Origin of the sequence: Microbacterium sp. NPDC076768 (genome assembly GCF_040687205.1) — a bacterium.
GTDB lineage: Bacteria > Actinomycetota > Actinomycetes > Actinomycetales > Microbacteriaceae > Microbacterium.
This window is the reverse complement of the sequence record NZ_JBFBMU010000003.1, coordinates 233,382-257,887: the sequence shown is the minus strand read 5'-3', so window position 1 is coordinate 257,887 and position 24,506 is coordinate 233,382. Positions and strand designations below refer to the sequence as shown.

22 protein-coding genes are annotated in these 24,506 nt (G+C 63.3%); 16 read left to right on the top strand and 6 right to left on the bottom strand.

Translation table 11 applies throughout. The features are described 5' to 3' along the window. Window positions 1–7: 7 nt before the first annotated feature. Window positions 8–2,128, bottom strand: coding sequence for a DEAD/DEAH box helicase (locus AB0O87_RS13390; RefSeq protein WP_363516935.1), 2,121 nt, complete (start codon window positions 2,126–2,128; stop codon window positions 8–10). 92 nt (window positions 2,129–2,220) lie between these two features. On the opposite strand from AB0O87_RS13390, the gene AB0O87_RS13385 reads away from it, so the two are divergent. The 8 genes from AB0O87_RS13385 (at window position 2,221) to AB0O87_RS13350 (ending at window position 9,064) form a co-directional block, all read left to right on the top strand. Next, a complete protein-coding gene (locus AB0O87_RS13385; protein WP_363516933.1) occupies window positions 2,221–2,640 on the top strand; it encodes a pilus assembly protein CpaE in 420 nt (139 codons plus the stop codon). A gap of 85 nt (window positions 2,641–2,725) precedes the next feature. Then, a complete protein-coding gene (paaA, locus tag AB0O87_RS13380; RefSeq protein ID WP_363516930.1) occupies window positions 2,726–3,700 on the top strand; it encodes a 1,2-phenylacetyl-CoA epoxidase subunit PaaA in 975 nt (324 codons plus the stop codon). After that, window positions 3,700–4,005, top strand: a complete 306-nt coding sequence (gene paaB / locus AB0O87_RS13375) for a 1,2-phenylacetyl-CoA epoxidase subunit PaaB (RefSeq protein ID WP_029262355.1) — start codon at window positions 3,700–3,702, stop codon at window positions 4,003–4,005. The genes paaA and paaB overlap by 1 nt, the downstream gene beginning before the upstream one ends. After that, a complete protein-coding gene (gene paaC, locus AB0O87_RS13370) occupies window positions 4,002–4,958 on the top strand; it encodes a 1,2-phenylacetyl-CoA epoxidase subunit PaaC (RefSeq protein WP_363516927.1) in 957 nt (318 codons plus the stop codon). Before paaB ends, paaC begins: the two co-directional genes overlap by 4 nt. Continuing rightward, window positions 4,952–5,473 (top strand): 1,2-phenylacetyl-CoA epoxidase subunit PaaD, encoded by a 522-nt coding sequence (gene paaD, locus AB0O87_RS13365; RefSeq protein ID WP_363516924.1) that lies wholly within the window; start codon window positions 4,952–4,954, stop codon window positions 5,471–5,473. The genes paaC and paaD overlap by 7 nt, the downstream gene beginning before the upstream one ends. 1 nt (window position 5,474) lies before the next feature. After that, a complete protein-coding gene (paaE, locus tag AB0O87_RS13360; RefSeq protein WP_363516921.1) occupies window positions 5,475–6,674 on the top strand; it encodes a 1,2-phenylacetyl-CoA epoxidase subunit PaaE in 1,200 nt (399 codons plus the stop codon). A gap of 42 nt (window positions 6,675–6,716) precedes the next feature. Continuing rightward, window positions 6,717–7,487: an enoyl-CoA hydratase/isomerase family protein gene (locus tag AB0O87_RS13355; RefSeq protein ID WP_363516918.1), complete on the top strand. Its 771-nt coding sequence runs from the start codon at window positions 6,717–6,719 to the stop codon at window positions 7,485–7,487. Between the two features lie 53 nt (window positions 7,488–7,540). Beyond that, window positions 7,541–9,064, top strand: a complete 1,524-nt coding sequence (locus AB0O87_RS13350; protein ID WP_363516915.1) for an ATP-dependent DNA ligase — start codon at window positions 7,541–7,543, stop codon at window positions 9,062–9,064. Between the two features lie 22 nt (window positions 9,065–9,086). Here AB0O87_RS13350 and AB0O87_RS13345 read toward each other — a convergent pair whose 3' ends face one another. After that, window positions 9,087–9,596, bottom strand: a complete 510-nt coding sequence (locus AB0O87_RS13345; RefSeq protein ID WP_363516912.1) for a phosphoribosyltransferase — start codon at window positions 9,594–9,596, stop codon at window positions 9,087–9,089. Between the two features lie 162 nt (window positions 9,597–9,758). Between AB0O87_RS13345 and AB0O87_RS13340 the strand changes: the two genes are divergently transcribed. The 4 genes from AB0O87_RS13340 (at window position 9,759) to AB0O87_RS13325 (ending at window position 14,435) form a co-directional block, all read left to right on the top strand. Beyond that, complete coding sequence (locus tag AB0O87_RS13340) at window positions 9,759–11,423, top strand: thiamine pyrophosphate-binding protein (RefSeq protein WP_363516909.1); 1,665 nt, start codon at window positions 9,759–9,761, stop codon at window positions 11,421–11,423. Window positions 11,424–11,464: 41 nt separating this feature from the next. Then, a complete protein-coding gene (locus AB0O87_RS13335) occupies window positions 11,465–11,899 on the top strand; it encodes an NUDIX domain-containing protein (RefSeq protein ID WP_363516906.1) in 435 nt (144 codons plus the stop codon). A gap of 140 nt (window positions 11,900–12,039) precedes the next feature. Beyond that, complete coding sequence (locus tag AB0O87_RS13330; RefSeq protein ID WP_363516903.1) at window positions 12,040–13,533, top strand: DUF222 domain-containing protein; 1,494 nt, start codon at window positions 12,040–12,042, stop codon at window positions 13,531–13,533. A gap of 44 nt (window positions 13,534–13,577) precedes the next feature. Further along, window positions 13,578–14,435, top strand: a complete 858-nt coding sequence (locus tag AB0O87_RS13325) for an alpha/beta hydrolase (protein WP_363516901.1) — start codon at window positions 13,578–13,580, stop codon at window positions 14,433–14,435. A gap of 42 nt (window positions 14,436–14,477) precedes the next feature. On the opposite strand, the gene AB0O87_RS13320 is transcribed toward AB0O87_RS13325, so the two are convergent. The 3 genes from AB0O87_RS13320 to AB0O87_RS13310 form a co-directional block, all read right to left on the bottom strand. After that, the gene (locus AB0O87_RS13320; protein ID WP_363516898.1) at window positions 14,478–15,233 is read right to left on the bottom strand and encodes an ABC-2 transporter permease; all 756 of its coding nucleotides are present in this window, start codon (window positions 15,231–15,233) and stop codon (window positions 14,478–14,480) included. A gap of 1 nt (window position 15,234) precedes the next feature. Further along, window positions 15,235–16,209 (bottom strand): ABC transporter ATP-binding protein, encoded by a 975-nt coding sequence (locus AB0O87_RS13315; RefSeq protein ID WP_363516895.1) that lies wholly within the window; start codon window positions 16,207–16,209, stop codon window positions 15,235–15,237. 88 nt (window positions 16,210–16,297) lie between these two features. Beyond that, on the bottom strand, window positions 16,298–18,169 hold the full coding sequence (locus AB0O87_RS13310; protein ID WP_363516892.1) for an FAD-dependent monooxygenase: 1,872 nt from the start codon (window positions 18,167–18,169) through the stop codon (window positions 16,298–16,300). Window positions 18,170–18,318: 149 nt separating this feature from the next. Here AB0O87_RS13310 and AB0O87_RS13305 point away from each other — a divergent pair, with 149 nt between their 5' ends. Next, complete coding sequence (locus tag AB0O87_RS13305) at window positions 18,319–19,029, top strand: helix-turn-helix domain-containing protein (RefSeq protein ID WP_363516889.1); 711 nt, start codon at window positions 18,319–18,321, stop codon at window positions 19,027–19,029. A 219-nt stretch (window positions 19,030–19,248) separates the two neighbouring features. Here the strand turns inward: AB0O87_RS13305 and AB0O87_RS13300 are convergent, their stop codons facing one another. Beyond that, the gene (locus AB0O87_RS13300) at window positions 19,249–20,628 is read right to left on the bottom strand and encodes an MFS transporter (protein WP_363516886.1); all 1,380 of its coding nucleotides are present in this window, start codon (window positions 20,626–20,628) and stop codon (window positions 19,249–19,251) included. Between the two features lie 98 nt (window positions 20,629–20,726). Here AB0O87_RS13300 and AB0O87_RS13295 point away from each other — a divergent pair, with 98 nt between their 5' ends. From AB0O87_RS13295 to hpaE, 3 genes are read left to right on the top strand one after another with little or no spacing between them, the layout of a single operon-like run. Further along, window positions 20,727–22,250 carry a fumarylacetoacetate hydrolase family protein gene (locus AB0O87_RS13295; RefSeq protein WP_363516883.1) on the top strand — a complete coding sequence of 508 codons (1,524 nt, stop codon included), beginning with the start codon at window positions 20,727–20,729 and terminating at the stop codon, window positions 22,248–22,250. Continuing rightward, window positions 22,247–22,933, top strand: coding sequence for a GntR family transcriptional regulator (locus tag AB0O87_RS13290; protein ID WP_363516880.1), 687 nt, complete (start codon window positions 22,247–22,249; stop codon window positions 22,931–22,933). Before AB0O87_RS13295 ends, AB0O87_RS13290 begins: the two co-directional genes overlap by 4 nt. Next, window positions 22,930–24,429 (top strand): 5-carboxymethyl-2-hydroxymuconate semialdehyde dehydrogenase, encoded by a 1,500-nt coding sequence (gene hpaE / locus AB0O87_RS13285; RefSeq protein ID WP_363516877.1) that lies wholly within the window; start codon window positions 22,930–22,932, stop codon window positions 24,427–24,429. Before AB0O87_RS13290 ends, hpaE begins: the two co-directional genes overlap by 4 nt. The last annotated feature ends 77 nt before the right edge of the window (window positions 24,430–24,506 follow it).

Sequence of the window (24,506 nt, the reverse complement as noted above, 5' to 3'; positions counted from 1 at the left end):
AACGGCGTTATCCACGTAAGGCGAGGGCGAACGGCAATACCTCCGAAGCTCCGGCCTGGCGAAGGGTGCGTGCGGCGACGGTCATCGTCCATCGACTGTCGACGAAGTCGTCAACCAGTAGTACCGGTCCCGCTGGTACTTCGAGGTGGGTGGCGCCGAGACGCCCCCAGAGGCCTGCCAGCCGAAAAACGCTGTTTCCGCCCGGTTGCCCCGTGGGTCCGCCATCGACAGGTTCGAGTGCCCCGAGGTACGGCAGGCGTCCGACCTCGGCGAGGCCACGAGCGAGGGAGTCGACAAGCAATGCCCGCGAACGTGAAGGCATGGCGACGATAGCCACTGGCCGGTCTTGCCACTCCCACCCCGCGAGCACCCGAATGCAGGCCTGAAGGAGCTGAGGCGTGATGGCGGCGTCTGCGGCACCAGCCGCGAACAGCTCGCGGAGCGTTCCGCCCCACCCCAAATCGGTGAGCCGTGCGAGCGCCCTCCCCTCACTCGCTTGTTCTCCTGCGGGAATGCGTCCCTTGACCGGCACGTCAAGGCGCTCTGCACCGGTCGGCCACGCACGACGCGGTTCAATCGGAACCCCCACCCTGTCAAGCGACTCTGCGGCCTGAGCGCTCGCTGATTCTCCGATTTCGCGAGGGAACCAGCCGCCAGCACAGTTGTCACAGCGACCACAGGGCGCGGCTGTGTCGTCATCGAGCGCACGCTGCAAGAACGCCATCCGACATGCGTCTGTCTGCTCGTACTCGATCATGTGTTGCTGTTCTGCGACGCGTTCTGCGGCGATGCGCTGATAGCGCTCGGCGTCATAACTCCAGGGTTCCCCCGTTGCCACCCAGCCGCCCTGCACCCGGCGCACCGCACCATCCACGTCGAGCACTTTCAGGAGCAGCTCCAGCGGTGTGCGACGAATATCGACAATCGCTTCCAACGCCGGGGTCGATATCGGGGCAGTTCCGAGCGCGCCGATCACGCGCTCCGCCCGCTCACGATCCGGCATTGATGCGGTTGCGAAGTAGTGCCAGATGTCTCGGTCTTCAACGCCGGGCAACAGCAGGACGTCGGCGCTTTCGCTCGCACGCCCCGCACGACCGACCTGCTGGTAGTACGCCACAGGAGACGACGGCGCACCCAAATGCAGCACGAATCCCAGATCGGGTTTGTCGAACCCCATCCCCAGCGCACTGGTGGCCACCAGCGCCTTCACCTCGTTGCGCTTGAGCATTCCCTCTGACTCTGCGCGCTCTTCGGTATCTGTTTGACCCGTGTACGCCCGCACTTCGTGGCCATGATCGCGGAGCAGTCGCGCGGTATCCACCGCAGCGGCAACGGTCAGCGTGTAGATGATGCCAGAGCCAGGCAGATCGTCGAGGTGACTGAGGAGCCAGGCCAAGCGGCTCGCCGAGTCACGAAGCCGGAGCACCCCCATCCGCAATGACGTGCGCGCGAGTGGCCCGCGGATCGTCAAGACAGACGCCGTCCCGGCACCCTCGTCGGAAAGACTGCCCAATTGCTCTGCCACATCGGCGACGACACGACTGTTCGCTGTGGCCGTTGTCGCAAGCACCGGTACGTTGGCCGGCATCTGCGCGATGAGGTCGCGCAACCGCCGGTAGTCCGGACGAAAATCATGACCCCAGTCGCTGATGCAGTGCGCCTCGTCGACCACCAACATCCCGATCCGACGCACAAGGGCGGGGAGTTGTTGCTCACGAAACGCAGGATTGTTCAGTCGTTCTGGCGACACCAGAAGTACGTCGACCTCATCGCGGTCGAGTTTTTGCAACACATCAGACCACTCGTGCGCATTCGTGGAGTTGATGGCGACCGCGCGGACGCCTGCCCGCTCTGCGGCAGCAATCTGGTCGCGCATCAGCGCCAGCAAAGGCGACACCAACACCGTCGGCCCCGCGCCCTGCCTTCGCAGCAACAGCGTCGCCACGAAATACACCGCAGATTTGCCCCACCCGGTGCGTTGCACCACGAGCGCACGGCGGCGGCTCTCTACCAGCGCCTCGATCGCCTCGAACTGCCCATCATGAAAGTCGACGTCTGTGCGTCCGACGAGTTCACGAAGTGCGGCGAGCGCTGCCTCACGCGTGTCGGTTGCGGCTGTGGAACTCATTCCCCCACTCTGCCTCAGACGACCGACATGCCGACGCTGTTTGTCCCCGTTCCTCCGACCTTGGGGTGGCCGCAGTCGTCTAGCGTAAAAGGATGATCACGCGCGAGTTAGCGGTCGCCCTCCGAGAATCCGGGCTGATCTGGCACCCGGCCGAAGGAGACCGCTTCCAGCTGGATCTGCCGGAAGAGGTGGAGCTGGAGGCAGAGGCCGACGTCTTCACCGTCAGCGAGATGACGATTGAGGCACGCCAGACGCCGAGCGGCACTGATCTCGCCTTCAACGGGACCACCGAGTGGGCGCTCGATGCGGTCACGCTCGCTGACGCCGTTTGGCTACCCCGCGAAGACCAGTTGCGTGACCTGCTGCGCGGTACGTTTCGAACGCTCGTACGCCTGGAGGACACCTTCAGTGTGGAGATCGAGATCGCAGACACACGTTTCGTGTTTGAGCACCCTGACCCCGCTGAGGCCTACGGACAAGCGCTTTTGGAACTGATCTCGCGCTCCCGCTAAACCGCATCTTGAATAGCGTCGTGCTCTGTGTCAGAATTACCTAACGATCGGTCAGTAAAGTAGGCCGGATTCTGAGGAGTCGATGATGACCAGTCCCGCAGACCTGTCCCTGGTGAGCGAGGTCTCCGATGAGGAGCTCCTGTTCGACGAACTCATCGCGAACGAGCAACGCATCGAACCACGCGACTGGATGCCAGACGCCTATCGCAAAAGCCTCGTGCGGCAGATCTCCCAGCATGCGCACTCCGAGATCATCGGTATGCAGCCGGAGGGAAACTGGATCACCCGTGCACCCAGTCTCAAGCGCAAAGCCATTCTGATGGCGAAGGTGCAAGACGAAGCGGGCCATGGCCTCTACCTGTACTCCGCTGCTCAGACGCTCGGCGCCACCCGCGACGACATGATGGACCAGCTCATCAGCGGCAAGGCGAAGTATTCGTCCATCTTCAACTACCCCACCCCGACATGGGCCGACATGGGCGCGATCGGCTGGCTCGTTGACGGAGCGGCGATCTGTAACCAGGTTCCGCTCTGTCGCGCATCGTACGGACCATACGGTCGTGCGATGGTGCGGGTGTGCAAAGAAGAGTCTTTCCACCAACGTCAAGGATTCGAGATCCTTCTCACCCTGATGCAGGGCACGCAAGAACAGCGTCAGATGGCACAGGACGCGGTGAACCGTTGGTACTGGCCGAGCCTGGCAATGTTTGGGCCGCCCGATGACCAGTCCCCCAACTCGGCACAGTCGATGAAGTGGAAAATCAAGCGGTTCTCGAACGACGAACTCCGCCAGCGCTTCGTTGGCATGCTGGTGCCGCAGGCTGAGATGCTCGGCGTCACCCTGCCAGACCCTGACCTGCGCTTCGATGAGACGACGGGGCAATACCAGATCGGCGAAATCGACTGGGACGAGTTCTATGAAGTTCTGCGCGGCAACGGGCCATGCAACGCCGAGCGACTTGAGCGCCGACGCACCGCACACGAAGAAGGCGCCTGGGTGCGCGAGGCCGCGGCGGAATACGCCCGCAAGCGCTCTTCGACGTCGAAGGTGGTGGCATGATGGCGACCCCCGGCGCAGACGAACGCGAACCGTGGCCACTGTGGGAAGTCTTCGTGCGCGCCAACCGCGGGCTCAGCCACGTGCACGTCGGATCGTTGCATGCGCCGGATGCCGAGATGGCGATCCGCAACGCACGCGACCTCTACACGCGCCGAGGCGAAGGCGTATCCATCTGGGTCGCTCCAGCCGAGGCAATCACCACGAGCGACCCCGACGCCAAGGGCGCATACTTCGAGAGCCCTGCGGGTAAGAACTACCGCCACGCCGTGTACTACACGGCATCGGAGGGGGTGCCTCACCTATGACCCTTCGACAGGCTCAGGGACCGGACGAAATCGCACAGGCTCAGGGACCGGACGAAGTCCGACAGGCTCAGGGACCGGACGAAATCGCACAGGCTCAGGGACCGGACGACGCCGCAGGCGAAGACTTCGACATCCACGGAGATGTGGCTGTCGACGCGCTCAGCCTCGCACAGGAGCTTTCGGGGACCGGTGCGGTTGCGGCATCAGCCGATATCGCCGAGTACGCGCTGCGATTGGGCGACGACGCCCTCATCCTTTCCCAACAGCTGGGCGCCTGGATCTCCAACGCCCCTGAGCTCGAAGAAGACGTGGCGCTGGGCAACATCGCCCTCGACCTTCTCGGCCATGCGCGCTCGTTTCTGCACTACGCTGGCTCGTTCGATGGGCGCAGCGAAGACGATCTCGCCTTCTTTCGCGATGAACCAGAGTTCCGTTGCGCATGGATCGTGCAGCAGCCAAACGGTGACTTCGCGCAGACGATCGCCAGGCAGTTCGTCGTCGCCAGCTACATGTTCGAGCTGTACTCGGCCCTGCGAAGCAGCAGCGACGAGACCTTCGCGGCAATCGCAGAGAAGTCACTCAAAGAGGTCGACTACCACCGCGACCATGCTGTGCAGTGGGTGCTGCGTCTCGGTGACGGGACCGAAGAATCGCGCACGCGCATCATTCGTGCGCTTCGCGATGTGTGGCCATACGTCGAGGAATTGTTCCGCGACGACGATCTGATCGATCGTCTGGGTGACGCTGCGGTGCGACCCTCCAGCCTGCGCGTGGAATTCGATCGGGTCGTCGACACCGTTCTCTCCGAGGCCACTCTCGATGAAACCCTCGGTCTCGCAAAGATCGCTGCTTCGTCTGCCGGCGGACGGCAGGGGGCGCACGCGACGCCTCTCGGCCACATTCTTGCCGAAATGCAGGTGCTCGCGCGGCGGCACCCGGGGGCATCATGGTGACCCCCGCCCACTCACAAGCCACGAGCCAGGCCGAGGCGTGGCGCATTGCGGCGGCTGTGCCAGACCCCGAAGTGCCAGTCCTCACCATCGAAGACCTCGGGGTGCTCCGCGCGGTAGTCGTCGACGGTGCACGCGTTCACGTCGATATCACCCCCACTTACAGCGGGTGCCCTGCGATGGAGACCATCCGTGACGATGTCATTCTCGCTCTGACGGTTGCCGGATACGACGAGGTCAATGTGCGGCTCGTCCTCTCCCCCGCGTGGACGACCGACTGGATGTCTGACGCCGGAAAAGCAAAGCTCACAGCCTATGGAATCGCGCCGCCTTCTGGCAGCGCCGCTGTCGGATCCCGGGGCACGAATGGTCCTATCAAGCTCGCGCTGAGCGTGCGGTGCCCCCGTTGCGGCTCGCTCGACACTCGTGAGGTTTCACACTTCGGCTCCACCTCGTGCAAGGCGCTGTTCGAGTGCCGCGCGTGCCTCGAGCCCTTCGACCATTTCAAGGTGCACTGACATGCCACTCTTCACTTCAGCTCCGGCGCCCGTGACGCCACCACGAGCAACAACGCCACCACGAGCAGCAACGACAGCACCAACAACCCCAACCGCCGCCGCTCGCACGCGCGCCCGCTTTCACACTCTCACCGTGGAAGACGTGCGACCACTGACAGACGATTCGGTCGAAGTCACCTTCACAGTGCCCGCGGCACTCGCCGACGAATACGACCATCTCCCCGGTCAGTACGTCGCCTTGCGCACCACGCTCGACGGCGTCGAAGTGCGTCGCTCTTACTCCCTGTGCCGCGCACCGGAGCATCGCAACGACGGTGGAGACACTCGACTCAGCGTCGCCGTAAAACGCGATGAAGGCGGACTTTTTTCCACCTGGGCGCAGACCGGGCTCCACGCCGGTTTCGAGATCGATGTCATGAGCCCTCAAGGCACCTTTACTTCGACGCTCGATGACCTCGACAACCGGCACATCGTGGGGATCGCGGCGGGGTCAGGCATCACCCCACTGATGTCACTCGCCCACACCGTTCTCACCAGGTCAGACACATCACGGTTCACGTTGCTCTATACAAACAGAGCCACCCTCGATGTGATGTTCCTTGAAGATCTCGCTGATCTGAAAGACCGTTACCCGACTCGCCTTGTCCTTCATCACGTGTTGTCGCGCGAACAGCGCACGGCACCTGTGTTTTCTGGCCGCATCGACGAAGAGAAGTTGCGGACTATCTTCGCTGGCCTCATCCCGCCAGCGAGCGTGGACGAGTGGTTCTTGTGCGGGCCCCTGGCTCTCGTCGACCTCTGCCGCGAGGTACTGGCTGATATGGATGTCGATCGCTCCCACATCCGCTTCGAGCTGTTCACCACCGGCGACGAACCAGCCAGAACCGCGCGTCCGGTAGAAGTGCGAAAAGGCGAGAAAACCGTCCGCATCGAGGTCACGCTCGATGGTGTCTCATCGACCGTCGAGAGCCCAGTTGACGCACACGAGTCTGTACTCAACGCGGCGCTGCGCGTGCGACCAGATGCGCCGTTCGCCTGCGCAGGCGGCGTCTGCGGCACCTGCAGGGCACGCGTCATCGAGGGCAGCGTCACGATGACGGAGAACTACGCGCTGGAGCCAGACGAAATCGATCGCGGCTTCGTGCTCACCTGCCAGTCGCACCCGACCAGCGAACGCGTTGTTGTCGATTACGACGTCTGAACACACGACGTCTGAACACACGGCGTTTGAACAGGAGATTTCATGATCGACCTCACCATCGCCGACGACGTCGCGACCGTTGTGCTGAATGCACCCACAAAGCTGAATTCACTCAACGAGCAGGCGCTCGTCGATTTAGACGCGGCGTACGAAACGGCAGAGGTTGCCGGCGTGCGTGCCCTCATGCTGCGCGGCGAGGGGCGAGCATTCTGCGCCGGACGCGACATCTCTGGCGTCGATCCCCGCAACGACGATGTGCAGGGCTACCTCGGCGGCCTCGTTACTCCCCTTCTGCAGCGGATGGCGAGATTCCCTGCTCCCACCTTCGCCGTCGCCCACGGGGCGTGCCTTGGTGTTGGCCTTGGCCTCCTCATCGCCACCGACGTCGTGTACGTCGCTGAATCGGCAAAGATCGGCTCGCCTTTCGCTGCGCTCGGCGCGACGCTCGACTCCGGAGGGCATGCGCTCTTCTTAGAACGTCTCGGCGCACATAAAACGCTCGACTTGATCTACACCGGTCGGTTGATGAGTGGTTCCGAAGCCGTCACCTCTGGGCTGTTCTCGCGGGTCTTCCCCGATGAAGAAGTAGTGCACGCAACGACAGAGGCCGCAGCCAACGCGGCGCGAGGGGCCACCGCGGCATTCCTCGCGAGCAAGGACCTCATCGCGCGCATGAGAGATGAGCGACTGGCGCTCTGGGATTCCGTCGACATCGAAAATGCGGCACAGGCTGCCCTCTGCGACACCGACGACTACCGCGAAGGCTTCGCCGCCTTTCAGCAGAAGCGGAAGCCAGAGTTTCAGGGGCGTTAGAAGGCGATCCGGCCCCAGAACCGGATGTCGGAGGCCGGTGCCACAATACAAAGATGAAGCTCACCGAGCTCGTCTCCACCGCCGATCGCGTCGCCGCGACGCCGTCGAGACTTGCCAAAATCGAGGCCATCGCAGAAGTTCTGTCGCGCGCTCAGCCTTCAGAAGTCACCGCTGTGGTCGGTCTACTTCTCGCGGCTCCTCGACAGGGCAAGCTCGGCGTGGGGTGGCGCGGCCTTGAAGCTCTCACTGTCACGCACGCAAACACTTCCTCGCTCACTATCGCCGACGTCGACGAGTCGCTCAACGCCCTCGTGTCCACCTCAGGTTCAGGATCCGCTGTCACGCGTAGTCGTGTGCTTGGCGAACTCGCCGCTCGCGCTACCACGGCCGAATGGGACTTCCTCTCCCGCTCGATGCTCGGTGAGCTGCGAACCGGCGCACTGGCTGGGGTGATGCTTGACGCGATTGCCCGCGCATCGAATCGACCGATCGCGGTTGTTCGGCGCGCGGCGATGCTCTCCGGAGACCTCGGCGAGACCGCGCTGGTCGCCCTCCACAGCTCGGAAGATGAGCTGAGTGCTGTCGGTCTTCAGGTAGGGCGTCCGGTATCGCCGATGCTGGCGTCCTCGGCGGCCACCGCGTCTGCAGCGCTCGAGATCACGGGCATCGCGTCTGTGGAGTACAAGCTCGACGGAGCCCGCATCCAGGTGCATCGGCATGGCGAAGAGGTCAGGGTGTTCACCCGAAGCCTTGCCGACGTTACACATCGGGTACCTGAGCTGGTCGAGATCGTGCGCTCATTGCCTGTGCACGACATCATCCTCGATGGCGAGACGCTCTCGCTCGATGAAGACGGCGGACCACGGCCGTTCCAAGAAACCATGTCTCGGTTTGGCGCAGATGCCGCGCGCGAGCTCGTGCTGCGCCCCTGGTTTTTTGACGTACTGCACATCGACGGAAGGGATCTCATCGACGAGCCGCTCCGCGCACGGCTGGTCGAGCTTGATCGGGTAGCCGGAGAGTGGCGCATGCCCGGCATCGTCACCGCAGATCCCGCCGCCGCAGAACAGCTCTCGGTCGACGCCTTGAAGGCCGGTCACGAAGGGGTTGTGGTGAAGGCCATCGATGCGCCGTACATGGCGGGACGTCGAGGCAAGTCATGGGTCAAGGTGAAACCTGTGCTGACCTTCGACCTCGTCGTCTTGGGCGCGGAATGGGGTTCAGGCCGCCGCAGCGGCTTGCTCTCGAACCTGCACCTCGGCGCCCGCGATCCGTCCGGTGAATTCGGAGATCCCGCTGCATTCGTCATGGTCGGAAAGACGTTCAAAGGGCTCACCGATGCGCTGTTGCGTTGGCAAACCGAAGAGTTCCCCCAGCATGAGTCCCGTCGCACAGCATCCACTGTTTTTCTTCGCCCAGGGATCGTCGTCGAGATAGCGATCGATGGTGTGCAACGCTCGCCCCGCTATCCCGGTGGCATCGCCTTGCGGTTCGCGCGCGTCAAGGGGTACCGCCCCGACAAGACCGTGGCAGAAGCCGACACGATTCAGACTCTTCGTGCGCTGCTGCGCGAGTAAGGCTGGCTGTAGGTGAATCGGATCAGGCGGAGGGATCGAGCCCCTGATCTTCTTCCGCGACCGTGCCGCGAAACGACCAGGGAAAGTTGATCCAGAGATCGGTGTCTTTCCACGCGAAATCTGGCTGGATGATCGTCGACGGCTTGGTATAGATCGTGACCGAACGCACGTCAGCGCCCTTGTCTTTCAAAAGCTGCACGGCGAGAGCCAGGGTGCGGCCCGAGTCAGCGACATCGTCGACGAGTAATACGCGGCGACCGTCAAGATAGGCCATGTCCAGTTCAGGGGGGAGCACCTCTGGAGCATCGAGCACGGTGCCAATCCCTGTATAGAACTCGACGTTGATCGCGCCGCAATTCTTGGCGCCAAGCCCGTAAGCGATTGCTCCTGCCGGGAGAAGTCCGCCGCGCGCGATCGCCACGACGACTTCCGGCACAAATCCACTGCCAAGAATGTTCCGCGCTAAGTCACGCGTCGCTTCCCCAAAGCCGTCCCAGGTGAGAGTCTCCCGCTCGATCGCTGCATCAGTCATTCCTGCATTCTCCCCCATACTGCGAAGCCCTCCGCCGGTATACTGGGCCAGTCCGGCCCTGCCGGTGCCTGAAAAAGAGGCACGAAGCATCTTCGCGTAGGCGCGAAGGCGAGACACATACGGATCCTCCGCTATTCCGTCCCTGTCTCGAAAGGCTCTCGTATGCCCAACGTATCCGCGCATGTCGCCCTCACTCTCGCCCAGCACACCGATGCCGTCTTCGGCGTTATGGGCAATGGCAACGCCTACTTTCTCGATGCCATTGAAACGCAGACGGACGCAGTGTTCACGGCGGTCCGGCATGAACAGGGCGCTGTTGTCGCGGCCGATGCCCACTTTCGCGCCTCAGGACGCATCGCCGCAGGCACCTCCACTTATGGTGCAGGATTCACGAACACGCTGACAGCGCTTGCTGAAGCGGTGCAGGCACGCGTGCCGCTCGTACTCGTCGTCGGCGACGAGCCGACCTCTGGCCCCCGCCCCTGGGACGTCGACCAGATCGCCCTGGCCTCGGCCGTCGGAGCCCGCACCTACACTGTCGGCCATGCCGACGCCGCGGCAACGACGGTCATCGCCATCGAGCACGCCCTCACCTACCGCCTCCCCGTGGTGCTCGCAATTCCCTACGACGTTGCTGCCCTTGAGGCCGGAGAAGTGCCCCAGGCACCGTCTCCGCGCGTTCCCGCACCGCTCGCTCCGCGCGGCGAGTTCGCGGAGGGAATGCTCGACGAGATTGCCGAAACGCTCGCTGGCGCACAACGGCCTTTCCTCCTGGCTGGTCGCGGCGCATGGCTGTCTGGCGCAAGTGCCGCGCTCGGCGAGCTGGCTACCCTCACAGGCGCGCTGACCGCATCGACGGCACTCGGTCGTGGCGTCTTTCCTGACACGCAGTATGACCTCGGAGTGACCGGAGGTTTTGGAGCGCATGGCGCCATGGAGCTCATCCGTGAAGCCGACGTTGTTGTCGTCTTTGGCGCCGCGTTGAACCAGTTCACGATGCGGTTCGGCGACCTTTTCGCTCCCACAACACGCGTCTTCCAAATCGATGTCACGCCCGCTGCAACCCACGCGCACGTCGGCGGGTTCGTGCGGGCCGATGCCCGCCTCGCCGCAGAAGCTCTCGTTTCTCGCGTCGGTGCGGACACAGCGAAGCACGACGCCCCCGCGACTCCCTGGCGCCAAAGCGTCGATGTCGCCGGCGCGCGGAATTACGATGCCGGCGAGGAGTTCGCTGCCGATGGCCGCCTGGACCCTCGGGCCGCTGCCCGTCGCATAGCTGAGCTGCTCCCGGAAGACAGGGTCGTCGTCTCAGACGGCGGACATTTCATCGGGTGGGCCAACATGTATTGGCCGGTCGCGGCGCCGGATCGCATGATGATGGTCGGCACAGCTTTCCAGTCGATCGGGCTGGGCTGGCCGAGCGTTGTGGGTGCGTCGCTCGCTCGCCGCGAGTCGACGGTCGTGCTGACAACCGGCGATGGCGGAGGGCTGATGGCGATTGCCGACCTGGAGTCGGCGGTCCGCGCGGCTGGCGGGCGCGGTATCGCGGTCGTATGGAATGACGCAGCCTACGGCGCCGAGGTTAACCTCTACGGCCTGAAGGGGCTGGCCGACGGGCCGATGCGCATCCCCGAGGTGGACTTCGCCGCCTTCGGTGCCGCTGTCGGAGCGGAAGGCGTGGCGGTGCGCACTCTCGCCGATCTTGAGCGCCTTGCGACCTGGGCAGAAGAAGACCCGAACTCCCGCCGCTTCCTCTTGCTTGACTTGCGCATATCTGGCGACGTCATCGCGCCGTACCAAGAGGAGATCATTCGCGTGAACTCGTAGCCGCACGGTGGTGAGCGTGGCAGCGCAGATAGTGTGTCCGGGTGCCTACTATTCGCAACATCGCCGTGGGGCTCCCCTGTAAACAGGGTCACGTACTCGCTCTCGAAGGCACCGATCATGCTCGCGGACTCAATTTCTTCCGCGCAATCGGCGGCGGAATTGAGTTCGGAGAGCGCGCAGAAGACGCTCTTCATCGGGAGTTCATGGAAGAGCTAGGCGTTCATCTCGATGCTGTCGAGTTGCTCGGAGTGCGCGAGGACATCTTCACGTACGAAGGCGTCGCTGGGCACGAGATTGCGCACATCTTCGCACTTCACTCGGCCGAGCTCGATGCGATTCCGCTTGACGCTACATTGCACATCCTCGACGAGGGCAGCCCGGTGCGGTGGTTCCCCTTCAATGAAGTACTCACCGGAGATCGACCGTTGTTCCCCGTTGGAGCGCCGGAATTGCTCCCTCAAGCCTCCAGTTTTTGACCATTCCCTGGATCGTTTCGGTCGGTGCTGTTCGGCGCGTTTGTGGAGGACGAGTGGGTTCTTTCGCGTGTGCTGGAATATTGCTCTGAGCTGGGGTTATTGGGGTGGGAATGTCGGTGGCCCTGTGTTGACTGAGGGGTATGAGCAACCCGGTGCAGCTTCTTGAGAAGGTCTCGTCTGACCTTGATGTGGTGTTGCGTTCTGACGTGGTTGCCGGGTTGTCGGTGGCGGCGAAGATGGAGTTGTTGCGTGCGGCTGGTGAGGTGCAACGTCGCGTGGAAGCGGTCATCGTTGAGACGGTGGCGTCGGTAGATGCGCGGCCTGCGGGGTCGGGTGAAGCTGGTTTCTGCGGGCTGTTTGGCTGCCGGAGCGTCGGCGAGCTGTTGCAACGGGTGTTGCGAGTCGATGCAGCCGGTGCGGGTCGGGTAGTGAAAGCCGCGAAAGCAGTGCGCCGCGAGATCTGTATTTCTTCTGGGGAGTGGTTGCCGGCGCGGTGGCCTGCACTGCGGTCTGCGATGGTCGATGGTGTTGTCGGGGTCACGGGCGTGTTGGCGGCAATCGGGCCTGTGGAGCAGGCCGGGGCCCGGGTTCGTGTCGAGGACCGGTTACGGGCCGACGTGGAACTTGCTGCGCATGCGCGGGGGCTTGTTGCAGACCTCGACACTGCAGAAGATAATCCGAACAGTGGTGCGGGGCCGGTGGCGACGCCGGAAGATTTGCGGGTGCTGTCGTTGGTGATCGTGCAATACCTGGATCCTGACGGGGCAGAACCCGCCGAAGACACTGCGATGCGTGCCCGCGGGATTGTGCTCGGACGCGCCAAAGATGGTGTCATCCCGATCAGAGGCGGGTTACTCCCAGAGACGGCGGGGCAGTTGCAACGCATCTTCGACGCGTACTTGAACCCCAAAGTCGACGGCCCCCCACTCCCCGGCGTTACCTTCCGCCCCTCAGACGACACGGATTCCGGCGTTCGGGGCGACACGGACGACACGGACGACATGGAAGCCGGGTTGTTGCCCGAAGGCGATCCAGGACACATGGTGGACCCGCGTAGTCGTGCACAGAAACAGCACGACACGCTCGCGGCAGCACTCGGGATCGCGGCCCGACATGACGACATGCCCCGACTGGGTGGTGCAGCCCCGACCCTGATCGTGTCGGTGACCGCAGAAGACTACGCCGCGAACTCCGGCTGGGCACACATCGACGGCATCGACACCCCCGTCCCTGTGCGCACCGCCGCCCACACCGCCTGCGCCGGTGGGGTACAACGAGTGCTATTCGACCCCGCAGGACGCATCATCGGCATCAGCACCACCGACCGTATCTTCACTGCCCACCAACGCCGTGCGATCACCCTCCGCGACCACACATGCCTCATCCCCGGATGCCACGTCCCGGCCACCTGGTGCGAAATCCACCACGTCACCGAACACACCAACAACGGCCCCACCCACACCGACAACGGCGTCGCCCTCTGCTGGCACCACCACCGCACCCTCGACACCAGCGGATGGCACATCCGCATGAAACACGGCATCCCCCAAATCCAAGGACCCGGATGGTGGGACCCCACCCACAAATGGCGCACACCCACTGCACCCCGTTCACATCAACTCGCTCTAAGATAGTGCCACTATCCGAGTGCGATAACAGAGAAAGATGGATGAAAAGCATGAAGATCACACTCAGCGACGACCGGGCTCTGGAGTACGCCGAGCACGGTGATCCGGCCGGGTACCCGGTGCTCTACTGCCACGGCTCCCAAAGCTCGCGGTTAGAGATGCACTACGACATGGCCTTCGCTGCCGATCATGGCCTTCGCATCATCACGGTCGATCGCCCAGGGCACGGGCTCTCTGACCTCAATCCCACCGGATCGATTCTGAGCTTCGCTGACGATGTCGGTCAGCTCATGGCAGCCATCGATGTTCACGACTTCGCCGTCGTCGGCATGTCCGCAGGATGCCCTTTCGCGCTCGGCATCGCGCACCTTCATGCGGACAAGGTCAGCAAAGTCGGGATCATCAGCGGCTTCGCCCCTTACACCTCAGAGAGCAGAGAACATCTCAGCAAAGATGTGCGAGTGATGCTCGGGCTCGCACGCTCGGCACCGTGGCTCCTGAAAAGCATGCTGAAAACCCAAGCCGCTGGACTCCACAAAAACCCCGACAAAGCACTCCGCGGGTTTCTGAAAATCATGAGCGCTCCTGACCAAGCCGTATTGCAGAACCCTCAGGTCATGGACGTCATCGCCAAAATGTTCACCGAAGCATTCCGCAACGGCAGCGATGGCGTCGCCTATGAAATCTCACACCTTCTCGTCAGAGACTGGGGATTCGACCTAGAAGAGATAAATGTCCCCGCCACATTCTGGCAGGGCGAACTCGACAACAACGTGCCCCTCCAATGGGCACAATCCATGCAACACAAGATCCCCCATGCCTCACTCGTCCGCTATCCAAGCGAGGGTCATCTGATCATCTTCACCCACGCCGAAGAGATCTTCACAAGCATGAAACCCGGCGCATAGCCTGCTCCTCGCTCGGGGTGCACCTCTGTGCCACGTCAGCTTCTACTGACGTGCCCGCGAGCGCCGCACCCCCAGCACCACCAGCACAGCAAACAGCGCGAGCCACACGAGAACGTTGAGGATCAGCATCCACATCTCGTCGGTCTGGCCTGTCGTGAGCAGCCCCTCAGTGAGCGGCCACCTACTGAGGGCGACGAAGCCATAGAGCGGGGTGAAGTGTGCAATGTCGAGCATCACGCCGTCGAGGGGCATGAAGACGTTGCCGAAGAACGCGAAGAACGTCATCGAGATTGAGGCAAGAGTTCCGGAGGGGTCCGATCCGAAAAAGAGTCCCACCCCCAGCCCGAAGAGTCCGTAGATCAGGCCGATTCCGAGGATGATGGCCGCGGTGGCCCCCCAACGCCATAGGTCGTCGGCTGCCGCTCCCGTGAGGAACCCTGCCGCAAACACTGCCACCAGAGCGAGGGCGGCGAAAGTAACCGCCGTCAGGAGTTTGGTCAACGCGTACCCTGCCGTGGTCAGCGGAGTCATCGCCAGCTGGCGCCCCCACCCCTGCTTTGCCTCGGCGGCGGCGAGGGAGGTGAGTGTGCTCATCGCGACGGCCGTTCCGTATGCGGCCATCGAGGTCATCACATAGAACGACAGGTTTCCGTTTCCCGCCGAGAGTGTGTCATAGTCCTCGCCGGTGCCGAACAGAAGATACAACGCGACAGGCATGCCGAGCGTGAACCCGAGCGTGTAGGGATTGCGCAGCTGACGCACGCCTTCGATGCGCAGCATGGTTGGTGAGACGAGCATCTCAGTCCTCCGTCAGGGCCGTAAAGGCCGTCTCAAGATTGGGGGCAGCAACTTCAAGATACGAAGCACCGCTATCGAGAAGCAGGCGGGCGATCGCATCGGAATCGGCGGCGCGCAGGCTCAACCGATCGCCGTCCAACCGCACGGCAGTGACCCCTTCGGTCGCTTGCAGGCGCTCAACGAGTTGGTGCGAATCTGCGGGCACTGTCGCAGAGACAGTGCGCTGACCCAGGCTCGCGCGCAACATTGCCGTCGGGGCATCGGCGACGATCGTGCCGCGGTGCATCACCACCGTCCGATGCGCGAATTGTTCGGCCTCTTCGAGATAATGCGTGGCGAAAAGGATCGTGCGTCCGGCATCGGCATCCGCTCGCATCGAGTCCCAGAAATGCCGTCTGGCGGTGACATCCATGCCTGCCGTCGGCTCATCCAAGACGACAATGGCGGGGTCAGGAACCATTGCGATCGCGAACTTGACCCGTTGCTGCTCTCCGCCAGAACACTTCGACACCCGCCGACGAGCGAGATGCTCCAGGTCAGCGCGAGCCATCACCTCGTCTACGCGACCCAGAGCCTCAGCACCAAACAGGGAGGCGATAAGACGAACGGTCTCCCCCACGGTCAGGTCACTGAGGAGCCCACCCGTCTGCAGTACCGCGCCAATCGCACCGCTCGCGGCGGCCTGCTCTGGCTTCGCCCCCAGCACACGAACAGTGCCGCTACTGGGAGACGTCAGCCCGAGCAACATGTCGAGCGTGGTCGTCTTCCCGGCCCCATTTGGCCCCAGGAGCGCGACAACCTCACCACGCCGAATCGACAGATCGATTCCCCTGACCGCCTGCACGCGACGATCTCCGGCGCCAAAGTGTCGCGTCACAGCGCTGAGTTCCAGCGCGAGAGGTCCATCGATCGGTTCGGCGGCTGCTAATCGTGCGTCGGCCCGAGTGGTCGGCCGCTCCACGGAAGAGTGGGTCATTCTTCCAGTCTCCCGGATTCTCGGCGCCTTGGCTCCCGCAAGATCAACTCGCCGTCTCCCCGTTCGACGTCTCTCAACTCGCCGCTTCTCAGCGTGCGGGCAGGAATGCTCCTGCGAGGAAGCTCTCCAACTCGGATTTGTCGCTTAACGGCAGGATTGCCGCCACATACTGGTCGGGGCGCACCACGATAACCACGCCATCTCGAGACAGCTCCCGCGCCGCGAAGATATCCGTCTCCGTCCACTTGCTGGGGCCAGCCGCATAGACCTTCTCCCAGTCAGTGAGCCCGAGTGGTCCCGTCTTGGGTTGGAACAGCTGCGGAGCCGCGGTCACTTCCACCTCTTCAAACGGCTGCTGGTACACCGCCTTCACATCGAAGACGGAGTCGACATCTGCTGCCGCAGGAGTGAGTCGCGCGAACACGGGTTCAGACCGCGCCGCCCAGGCGGCGAGCGCCTCTCCGGTGCGGTCGGCGAAAGCGTAGACCCGCCAGCGTCCGTCCGCCTTGGCGTGGTGCCCCAGATGAACGGCGTTGCCGTCACCGACGCGCACCACTTCCGCTGACTTGAACCGCTTGCCCAGGGGATACCCGGCGGCGAGCGCCTGGTGCGCGTCAGTGCCGGTGATCATCGACGAGGTGTACTGCGTCATGAATCCAGAGGGAAATTCTGCGGTGGCCAGATAGTAGGTAGCCAGTTCGCTGGGGTCAGAGATTTCTTCTGGTTTGCGGGCCATGAGGGTCGACCACTCGCGGTCGAAGTCGATCAACTGTTGCGCTACCGGGCGCCGTTCTGCGCCGTAGGTGGCGAGCAGCGTCTCGGGCGCACGGCCGGTGAGAACAGAGCCGAGCTTCCAGCCGAGATTGAAACCGTCCTGCATCGAAACGTTCATGCCTTGGCCCGCTTTGGCGCTGTGGGTGTGGCAGGCATCACCGGTGAGGAACACCCGCGGCGTGCGACCGGAGTCGTCGATCACGTCGTCGAAACCGTCGGTGACTCTGTGCCCGACTTCGTAGACGCTGTGCCAGGCCACCTCGCGCACGTCGAGCGTGTACGGGTGCAGAATCTCGTTGGCCTTGCGGATGATCTCCTCGATCGGCGTCTGCCGCACCCGATGGTCGTCATCGTCTGCGACCTCGCCGAGGTCGATGTACATGCGCGACAGATATCCGCCCTCGCGTGGAATGTGCAGGATGTTTCCTGCCTCCGAATTGATGGCGCATTTCGTGCGCCAGTCGGGGAAGTCAGTGTTGACGAGAACATCCATGACGCCCCATGCGTGGGCAGCGGACGCGCCGACGTGTGTGCGTCCGATCGCTTGCCGCACCCCGCTACGAGCTCCATCGCAACCCACAACAAACTTGGCGTGCACCGTGCGTTCGGTGCCGGCGCGCTCCCCCGCAGCGTGGCGCAGCCGCACCTCAACCGGGTACTCGCCTTCGTCGTGCACGGTGAGTCCGAGGAACTCGACACCGTAGTCAGGCACGATGCGTCCCGGGGCATTGGCCGCTGCCTCGGCGAAGTAGTCCAGCACCCGTGCCTGGTTCACGATCAGGTGCGGAAACTCGCAAATGTCATAGGCGTAATCGGCAGTGCGGGATGTGCGCACAATCTCGTCACGCTTCTGCGGGTTGGGGCCCCAGAAGTTCATCCAGCCGATGTTGTACGCCTCGGCGACAATGCGTTCGGCAAAGCCGAATGCCTGGAAAGTTTCGACGCTGCGCGGCTGAATGCCGTCAGCTTGCCCCAGCGGCAGCCGGCCATCGCGCTTTTCAATGATGCGGCTGGAGATGTCGGGGTACTGGGCCATCTGAGCGGCAAGCAGCATCCCTGCGGGGCCCGAACCGACGATCAGCACGTCGATCTCATCGGGAAGATCGGCGGGGCGATTCTCTCCAATCCCGGCGGCGTCTTGCACTCGGGGGTCCGCAGAAACATATCCGTGGTTGTGGAACTGCATCGTCGTCGATTCCTTCCAGACGTCTTCGTCAGGTGTTGCATCCGGGACAGGTGTTGCATCCGGGACAGCGTGTTCTATATTCGAACATGCCGTTCTACTATTGAACAGATCATATTCTGACGGATCCGCCTTCGCAAGGGAGCACACGCATGCCAGAGACCTCAAAGCCCTCCCCTGCCTCACAGACCCTGAGCCGCGGCATCCGAATACTCGAAGTACTGGCAGACGCGCGTGGACCACTGACAATCGACGAGATCGCGAAGCGTCTCGATGTGCATCGCTCCATCGCCTATCGACTATTGCGAACACTTGAAGATCACCGACTTATTGCTCGCGATGCGGCAGGAACGGTGAGTCTCGGGGCGCGGATGGCAGCGCTCGCGGCTGGAGTTGCCCACGATCTCCAGGCAGAAGCGCTCCCCGAACTCACCGCGGTCGCGAATGAGCTCGGGATGACGTGTTTTCTCGCCGTGCTGGATGGCGCAGAGTGCATCACACTGGCAAGCGTCGAGCCCCGACATGCGGTCGCAAGCGTTGCCCAACGGCCCGGCGCCAGGCACTCCGTGACCGTCGGTGCTCCTGGAAAAGCGATCCTCACGCAGGTGCCAGCAGCGCAGTGGCCAGAAGCTGCATCTGAAGCACTGCGTGCCGCTGTCGCCGCAGCCACAACCGACGGGTACGCGACAAGTCACGACGAGGTCATCCCGACGGTGCAGTCCGTTGCCGTCCCCCTTCAACTTCGCGGGCAACGACCGTCAGCAATCGCCGTCGTGCACGTAGCCAGCGACCTCGACGACGCAGCGATCGCCACCAGACTGCAGCACTCGGCCGCCCTCATCCGCCACGCCCTCGACGGCTAACCCCCCTCCCACCCCTTCTCCCTCCCCCTCCCTCCCCCATACCCACCCACCCATACCCAGGCTCCCGTCGCATTTTCTGTCGCTCTCGTGGCTGCCAAGCGACAGAAAATGCGACGGGAGCAGATGGGGATGGGGATGGGGATGGGGATGGGGATGGGGTGGATGGGGTGGATGGGATGGGATGGGAGGGGATGGGGTGGGGAAGAAGGCGGCGGGGCGTCAGGCCTTCGTGAGACCGTAGATCGGGCTCACGGTCTGCTCGACCTCGTGGTCGGGTCCGAGCGGAATGCCGGAACGGTCACGGAGCAGCAGCGTCGCCACGAGGCCGAGGAGCGTCATACCGGCCAGGTACCAGGTGACGGCATCGGTCGAGCCTGTTGCGCTCACAATGGCCGTCGCAATCGTCGGCGCGAATGCCCCACCGGCGATGGCACCAATCGCATACGAGATCGACACACCAGAGAACCGGATGCTGGCGGGGAACAGTTCTGCGTAGAGCGCCGCCTGCGGCCCGTAGGTGAACCCGAGTCCGATGGTGAGAATGGCGAGACCCGCGAACAGAAGACCGATCTCACCGGAGTTCACCAACGGGAAAAGCGTGAACACCCCAACCAATTGCATCACCCAACCGAGGATGTACGTGGTGCGGCGACCAATGCGATCAGACAACCACCCGGCGATGAGTGTCGTCAGTAGCCAGGTGACCGCAGACCCAGCCACGGCCCACAGCACTGGGCCGCGCTCGAAACCAATGGGGCCGTCCGGGTTCGTGGCGTAGCCCTGGATATATCCGCCAGTGGTCATATACCCCACGGCGTTGTTGCCTGCGAAGACGAGGGCCGCGATGATCACAAGCAACAGGTGCTTGCGGAACAGCTGCGCGATCGGCATCTGCGCCTTCTCTTTACGTGCGGCGAGCTCGGTGAAGACCGGACTCTCCTCCACCTTGCGTCGCACGTAGTAGCCGACCAAGATCAGCACCACACTGAGGAGGAACGGCACCCGCCATCCCCATGACAGGAACTGGTCACCGGGGGCGATCAGGGTCATGAGCGCCATCACGCCAGAAGCGAGCAGCAGCCCGAGCGGCACACCGATCTGCGGCGACGCACCAAAAAGGCCGCGTTTCTTGCGGGGAGCGTGCTCAACAGCCATCAGTACAGCTCCGCCCCACTCACCGCCCGCCGAGATTCCCTGGATGATGCGCAGCAACACCAGCAGGATCGGAGCCGTGATCCCGATCGTCTCGTAGGTGGGAAGGACACCGATGAGCGCGGTCGCCGCCCCCATCAGGATCAGCGTCCACATGAGCACTGTTTTGCGCCCGAGCTTGTCGCCGTAGTGACCAGCGAGGAAAGCTCCGAGCGGCCGGAAGAGGAAGCTGACACCGACGGTGGCGAAGGCGATCAGCGCACTATTGGCGCCGAGCGGTTCGAAGAACAGCTGTCCGAACACCAGACCGACAGCCGTGGCGTAGATGAAGAAGTCGTACCACTCGACCGTGGTTCCCACGACGGTGGCAAAGACGACGCGGCGCCGGTCGGCCGCTGTCGCGATGGTTCCGGTGGGCGTGAACCCACCCTCTGACTGCCCACTCATGGGGTGTCTCCTTTGATTGTGACGGCATTGTCACGGCAAGCAATGGATGTGAATCCGATGCTTGCCGACGATAGACAGGATCATATATGATTTCAAATATGACGCACAAGGCGTCCAGCACGACAACGAAGACGAGCGCGAGGAGTCGCCCCATGACGGAGACCATTGGCCGCCCAGGCAAAATCATCGCGATCCACCTGAGCTATGCGTCGCGTGCTGACCAGCGCGGTAGGCGCCCAGCCACCCCCTCCTACTTCTTCAAGCCGGCGAGTTCCGTGGCGGTCACTGGTGGCACGGTCGAGCGTCCTGCCGGCACAGAACTGCTCGCGTTCGAAGGCGAGATCGCCCTCATCATCGGCACGCCAGCGCGTCATGTCTCGCTCGACGACGCATGGAAGCACGTCGGCGGCGTCACCGCATCAAACGATCTCGGACTCTACGATCTACGAGCGAACGACAAGGGCTCCAACGTCCGCTCAAAGGGTGGCGATGGCTACACCCCTCTCGGGCCGTCGGTCATCGACGCCCAGTTGATCGACCCTGCAGCGCTGCGCGTACGCTCGTGGGTCAATGGCGAGCTGCGCCAAGACGACACGACGGCAGGGCTCATCTTTCCCCTCGCCCAGCTCGTCGCCGACCTCTCCCAGCACTTCACTCTTGAACCGGGAGATGTGATCCTCACCGGCACCCCAGCCGGCTCCTCGGTCATCGTGCCAGGCGACACGGTCGAGATCGAAGTTGACGCTCCCCATGCCCCTGGCGCCCCTACTTCGGGCCGCTTGATCACGACGGTGACACAGGGGGAAATTCCCTTCGACGGCGACCTCGGCTCACTGCCCGCAGTGGACGACCTGCAGCGCACCGAGGCATGGGGGTCGCGCGAAGAAGCCGGCCTCCCTCCTGCAGAGCAGCCCGCAGGCCTCTCCCCCGAACTCCACGCTGCTCTGATGGAAGCTCCCACCGCCGGACTCTCCGCCCAGTTGCGCAAACGCGGGCACCATTCCTGCTTTATCGATGGAGTCTCCGCCAACATCCCCGGCACCAAGATCGTCGGCACAGCGAAGACGCTGCGGTTCGTCCCGTTCCGCGAAGATCTGTTCGCTTCGCACGGTGGCGGCTACAACGCGCAGAAACGGGCATTCGACGCTGTCGCAGACGGCGAGATCATCGTGATCGAAGCGCGAGGCGATGCCACGACCGGCACACTGGGGGACATTCTCGCTCTGCGCGCGAAGACCCGCGGGGCCGCCGGGGTGATCACGGATGGTGGAGTCCGCGACTTCGATGCCGTCGCCGAAATCGGACTACCCGTCTTCTCCCAGGGCGCCCACCCCTCTGTGCTCGGACGCAAGCATGTGCCGTGGGATGTCGATGTCACCGTTTCCTGCGGCGGCGCGACAGTCCAGCCCGGCGACATCATCGTCGGAGACAGCGACGGCGTGATCGTCATCCCCCCAGCTCTCGCCGATGAAGTTGCCACCGCCGCCGTCGCGCAGGAGATCGAAGACGCCTGGATCGCAGAGCAGGTCGCCGCTGGCCACCCCGTCGACGGGCTCTTCCCCCTGAACGCCGAATGGCGCGCCCGCTACAACGCGGCCATGGCCGAGCGGACCACGGTATGAGCACGCTGGTCACGACAAGCAAGTCCGAACAGGCCTACACCTGGATCCGCACCCGCATCTCGAGCCACGCTTTCGGCCCTGGGTACCGGCTGGTGCTCGGCTCCATCGCCGACGAACTCGGCATGAGCGTCGTTCCAGTGCGCGAGGCGATCCGCCGACTGGAAGCCGAAGGGCTCGTCACATTTGAACGCAACGTCGGCGCCAGGGTCACACTCGTCGACGAGAGCGAGTACGCCCACACGATGCAGACACTCGGGCTCGTCGAAGGGGCAGCGACTGCCCTCTCCGCCCCGTTTCTTGACGCCGATGCGATCGCCGAAGCGGCAGAGGTGAACGAGCAGATGACGCGCCTTCTCGACCACTTCGACCCGCACACCTTCACCGAGCTGAACCGCCGCTTTCACTCCGTGCTGTTCTTGCCGTGCCCGAACCCGCATCTCCTCGATCTCGTGCACCGCGGGTGGGCCCGCCTCTCCGGCATCCGCGACTCCACGTTCGCGTACGTACCAGGACGCGCACACCATTCGGTCGACGAGCACACCCAGATCCTCGAACTCATCAGATCAGGTGCCGAGTCGATCGACATCGAACTCGCCGCACGCAACCACCGTTGGCGCACGAGGGACGCGTTCCTCGACGCCCTACATACCCGTACCGCTCAAGCCTCAGGAGAACTGTCATGACCGCGTCACGCATCCCGGCCGACCTGCCAGACCACATCCAGCATTACATCGACGGCGCATTCGTTGATTCCGTCGACGGCGACACGTTCGATGTGCTCGACCCCGTCACCAACAAGACTTACACCACAGCTTCTGCAGGCAAGAAGGCCGACATTGAGCTCGCCGTCGCCGCAGCCAAGCGTGCATTCGACGAGGGCCCGTGGCCGCGCATGCTCCCGCGTGAGCGTTCACGAGTTCTGCACCGCATCGCCGACATCGTGGAGTCCCGCGATGCCCGTCTCGCGGAGCTGGAGTCGTATGACTCCGGGCTTCCGATCACGCAGGCGCTGGGCCAGGCCCGCCGCGCCGCGGAGAACTTCCGCTTTTTCGCAGACCTGATCGTGGCGCAGTCAGACGACGCCTTCAAGGTTCCTGGTCGGCAGATGAACTACGTCAACCGCAAACCGATCGGCGTCGCCGGCCTCATCACGCCGTGGAACACACCGTTCATGCTGGAGTCGTGGAAGCTCGGTCCTGCGCTCGCCACTGGCAACACGGTTGTCCTGAAGCCGGCCGAGTTCACGCCCCTTTCCGCATCACTCTGGGCCGGAATTTTCGAAGAAGCTGGACTGCCATCGGGCGTCTTCAACCTCGTCAACGGACTTGGTGAAGACGCGGGCGATGCGCTCGTGAAGCACCCAGATGTGCCGCTCATCTCGTTCACGGGCGAGAGCAGCACAGGACAGCTCATCTTCGGCAATGCCGCCCCCTTCCTTAAAGGACTGTCGATGGAGCTGGGTGGCAAGTCGCCCGCTATCGTCTTCGCTGATGCCGACCTTGAAACCGCGGTGGATGCGACGATCTTCGGTGTGTTCTCCCTCAACGGCGAGCGCTGCACTGCGGGATCACGAATCCTGGTCGAGCGCTCCATCTATGAGGAGTTCGTAGAGCGGTATGCCGCCCAGGCCCAGCGGGTGAAGGTCGGTTACCCGCACGATCCAGCGACCGAAGTCGGCGCGCTGGTGCATCCAGAGCACTACGACAAGGTGATGAGCTACGTCGAGATCGGCAAGACAGAGGGCCGCCTGGTTGCGGGAGGCGGTCGCCCTGAAGGCTTCGAGGAGGGAAACTTCGTCGCACCGACAGTCTTTGCCGATGTTGCCCCTGACGCTCGTATCTTCCAAGAAGAGATCTTCGGCCCCGTCGTCGCAATCACACCGTTCGATTCGGACGAGGAGGCGCTGGCCCTCGCGAACAACACCAAATATGGCCTCGCCGCCTACATCTGGACCAATGATCTGAAGCGCGCACACAACTTCTCCCAGTCAGTGGAGGCCGGCATGGTGTGGCTGAACAGCAACAACGTGCGCGATCTTCGCACTCCGTTCGGTGGAGTGAAGGCCTCCGGTCTCGGCCACGAGGGTGGCTACCGCTCGATCGATTTCTACACCGATCAGCAGAGCGTGCACATCACCCTCGCCGCCACCTCCCACAACCCCACCTTCGGCAAGCACTGACCCCCCTCCCTCTATCCTCTCCATCCCCCAAACCTCCACCACCTTTCCCACCTTCCCCTCCCCCAAACCTCCCCCAC

Bases quoted from the DNA above. Each gene is read 5' to 3' on its own strand.
- AB0O87_RS13390 (WP_363516935.1), bottom strand. From the start codon at position 2,128: ATGAGTTCCACAGCCGCAACCGACACGCGTGAGGCAGCGCTCGCCGCA.
- AB0O87_RS13385 (WP_363516933.1), top strand. From the start codon at position 2,221: ATGATCACGCGCGAGTTAGCGGTCGCCCTCCGAGAATCCGGGCTGATC.
- paaA (WP_363516930.1), top strand. From the start codon at position 2,726: ATGACCAGTCCCGCAGACCTGTCCCTGGTGAGCGAGGTCTCCGATGAG.
- paaB (WP_029262355.1), top strand. From the start codon at position 3,700: ATGGCGACCCCCGGCGCAGACGAACGCGAACCGTGGCCACTGTGGGAA.
- paaC (WP_363516927.1), top strand. From the start codon at position 4,002: ATGACCCTTCGACAGGCTCAGGGACCGGACGAAATCGCACAGGCTCAG.
- paaD (WP_363516924.1), top strand. From the start codon at position 4,952: ATGGTGACCCCCGCCCACTCACAAGCCACGAGCCAGGCCGAGGCGTGG.
- paaE (WP_363516921.1), top strand. From the start codon at position 5,475: ATGCCACTCTTCACTTCAGCTCCGGCGCCCGTGACGCCACCACGAGCA.
- AB0O87_RS13355 (WP_363516918.1), top strand. From the start codon at position 6,717: ATGATCGACCTCACCATCGCCGACGACGTCGCGACCGTTGTGCTGAAT.
- AB0O87_RS13350 (WP_363516915.1), top strand. From the start codon at position 7,541: ATGAAGCTCACCGAGCTCGTCTCCACCGCCGATCGCGTCGCCGCGACG.
- AB0O87_RS13345 (WP_363516912.1), bottom strand. From the start codon at position 9,596: ATGACTGATGCAGCGATCGAGCGGGAGACTCTCACCTGGGACGGCTTT.
- AB0O87_RS13340 (WP_363516909.1), top strand. From the start codon at position 9,759: ATGCCCAACGTATCCGCGCATGTCGCCCTCACTCTCGCCCAGCACACC.
- AB0O87_RS13330 (WP_363516903.1), top strand. From the start codon at position 12,040: ATGAGCAACCCGGTGCAGCTTCTTGAGAAGGTCTCGTCTGACCTTGAT.
- AB0O87_RS13325 (WP_363516901.1), top strand. From the start codon at position 13,578: ATGAAGATCACACTCAGCGACGACCGGGCTCTGGAGTACGCCGAGCAC.
- AB0O87_RS13320 (WP_363516898.1), bottom strand. From the start codon at position 15,233: ATGCTCGTCTCACCAACCATGCTGCGCATCGAAGGCGTGCGTCAGCTG.
- AB0O87_RS13315 (WP_363516895.1), bottom strand. From the start codon at position 16,209: ATGACCCACTCTTCCGTGGAGCGGCCGACCACTCGGGCCGACGCACGA.
- AB0O87_RS13310 (WP_363516892.1), bottom strand. From the start codon at position 18,169: ATGCAGTTCCACAACCACGGATATGTTTCTGCGGACCCCCGAGTGCAA.
- AB0O87_RS13305 (WP_363516889.1), top strand. From the start codon at position 18,319: ATGCCAGAGACCTCAAAGCCCTCCCCTGCCTCACAGACCCTGAGCCGC.
- AB0O87_RS13300 (WP_363516886.1), bottom strand. From the start codon at position 20,628: ATGAGTGGGCAGTCAGAGGGTGGGTTCACGCCCACCGGAACCATCGCG.
- AB0O87_RS13295 (WP_363516883.1), top strand. From the start codon at position 20,727: ATGACGCACAAGGCGTCCAGCACGACAACGAAGACGAGCGCGAGGAGT.
- AB0O87_RS13290 (WP_363516880.1), top strand. From the start codon at position 22,247: ATGAGCACGCTGGTCACGACAAGCAAGTCCGAACAGGCCTACACCTGG.
- hpaE (WP_363516877.1), top strand. From the start codon at position 22,930: ATGACCGCGTCACGCATCCCGGCCGACCTGCCAGACCACATCCAGCAT.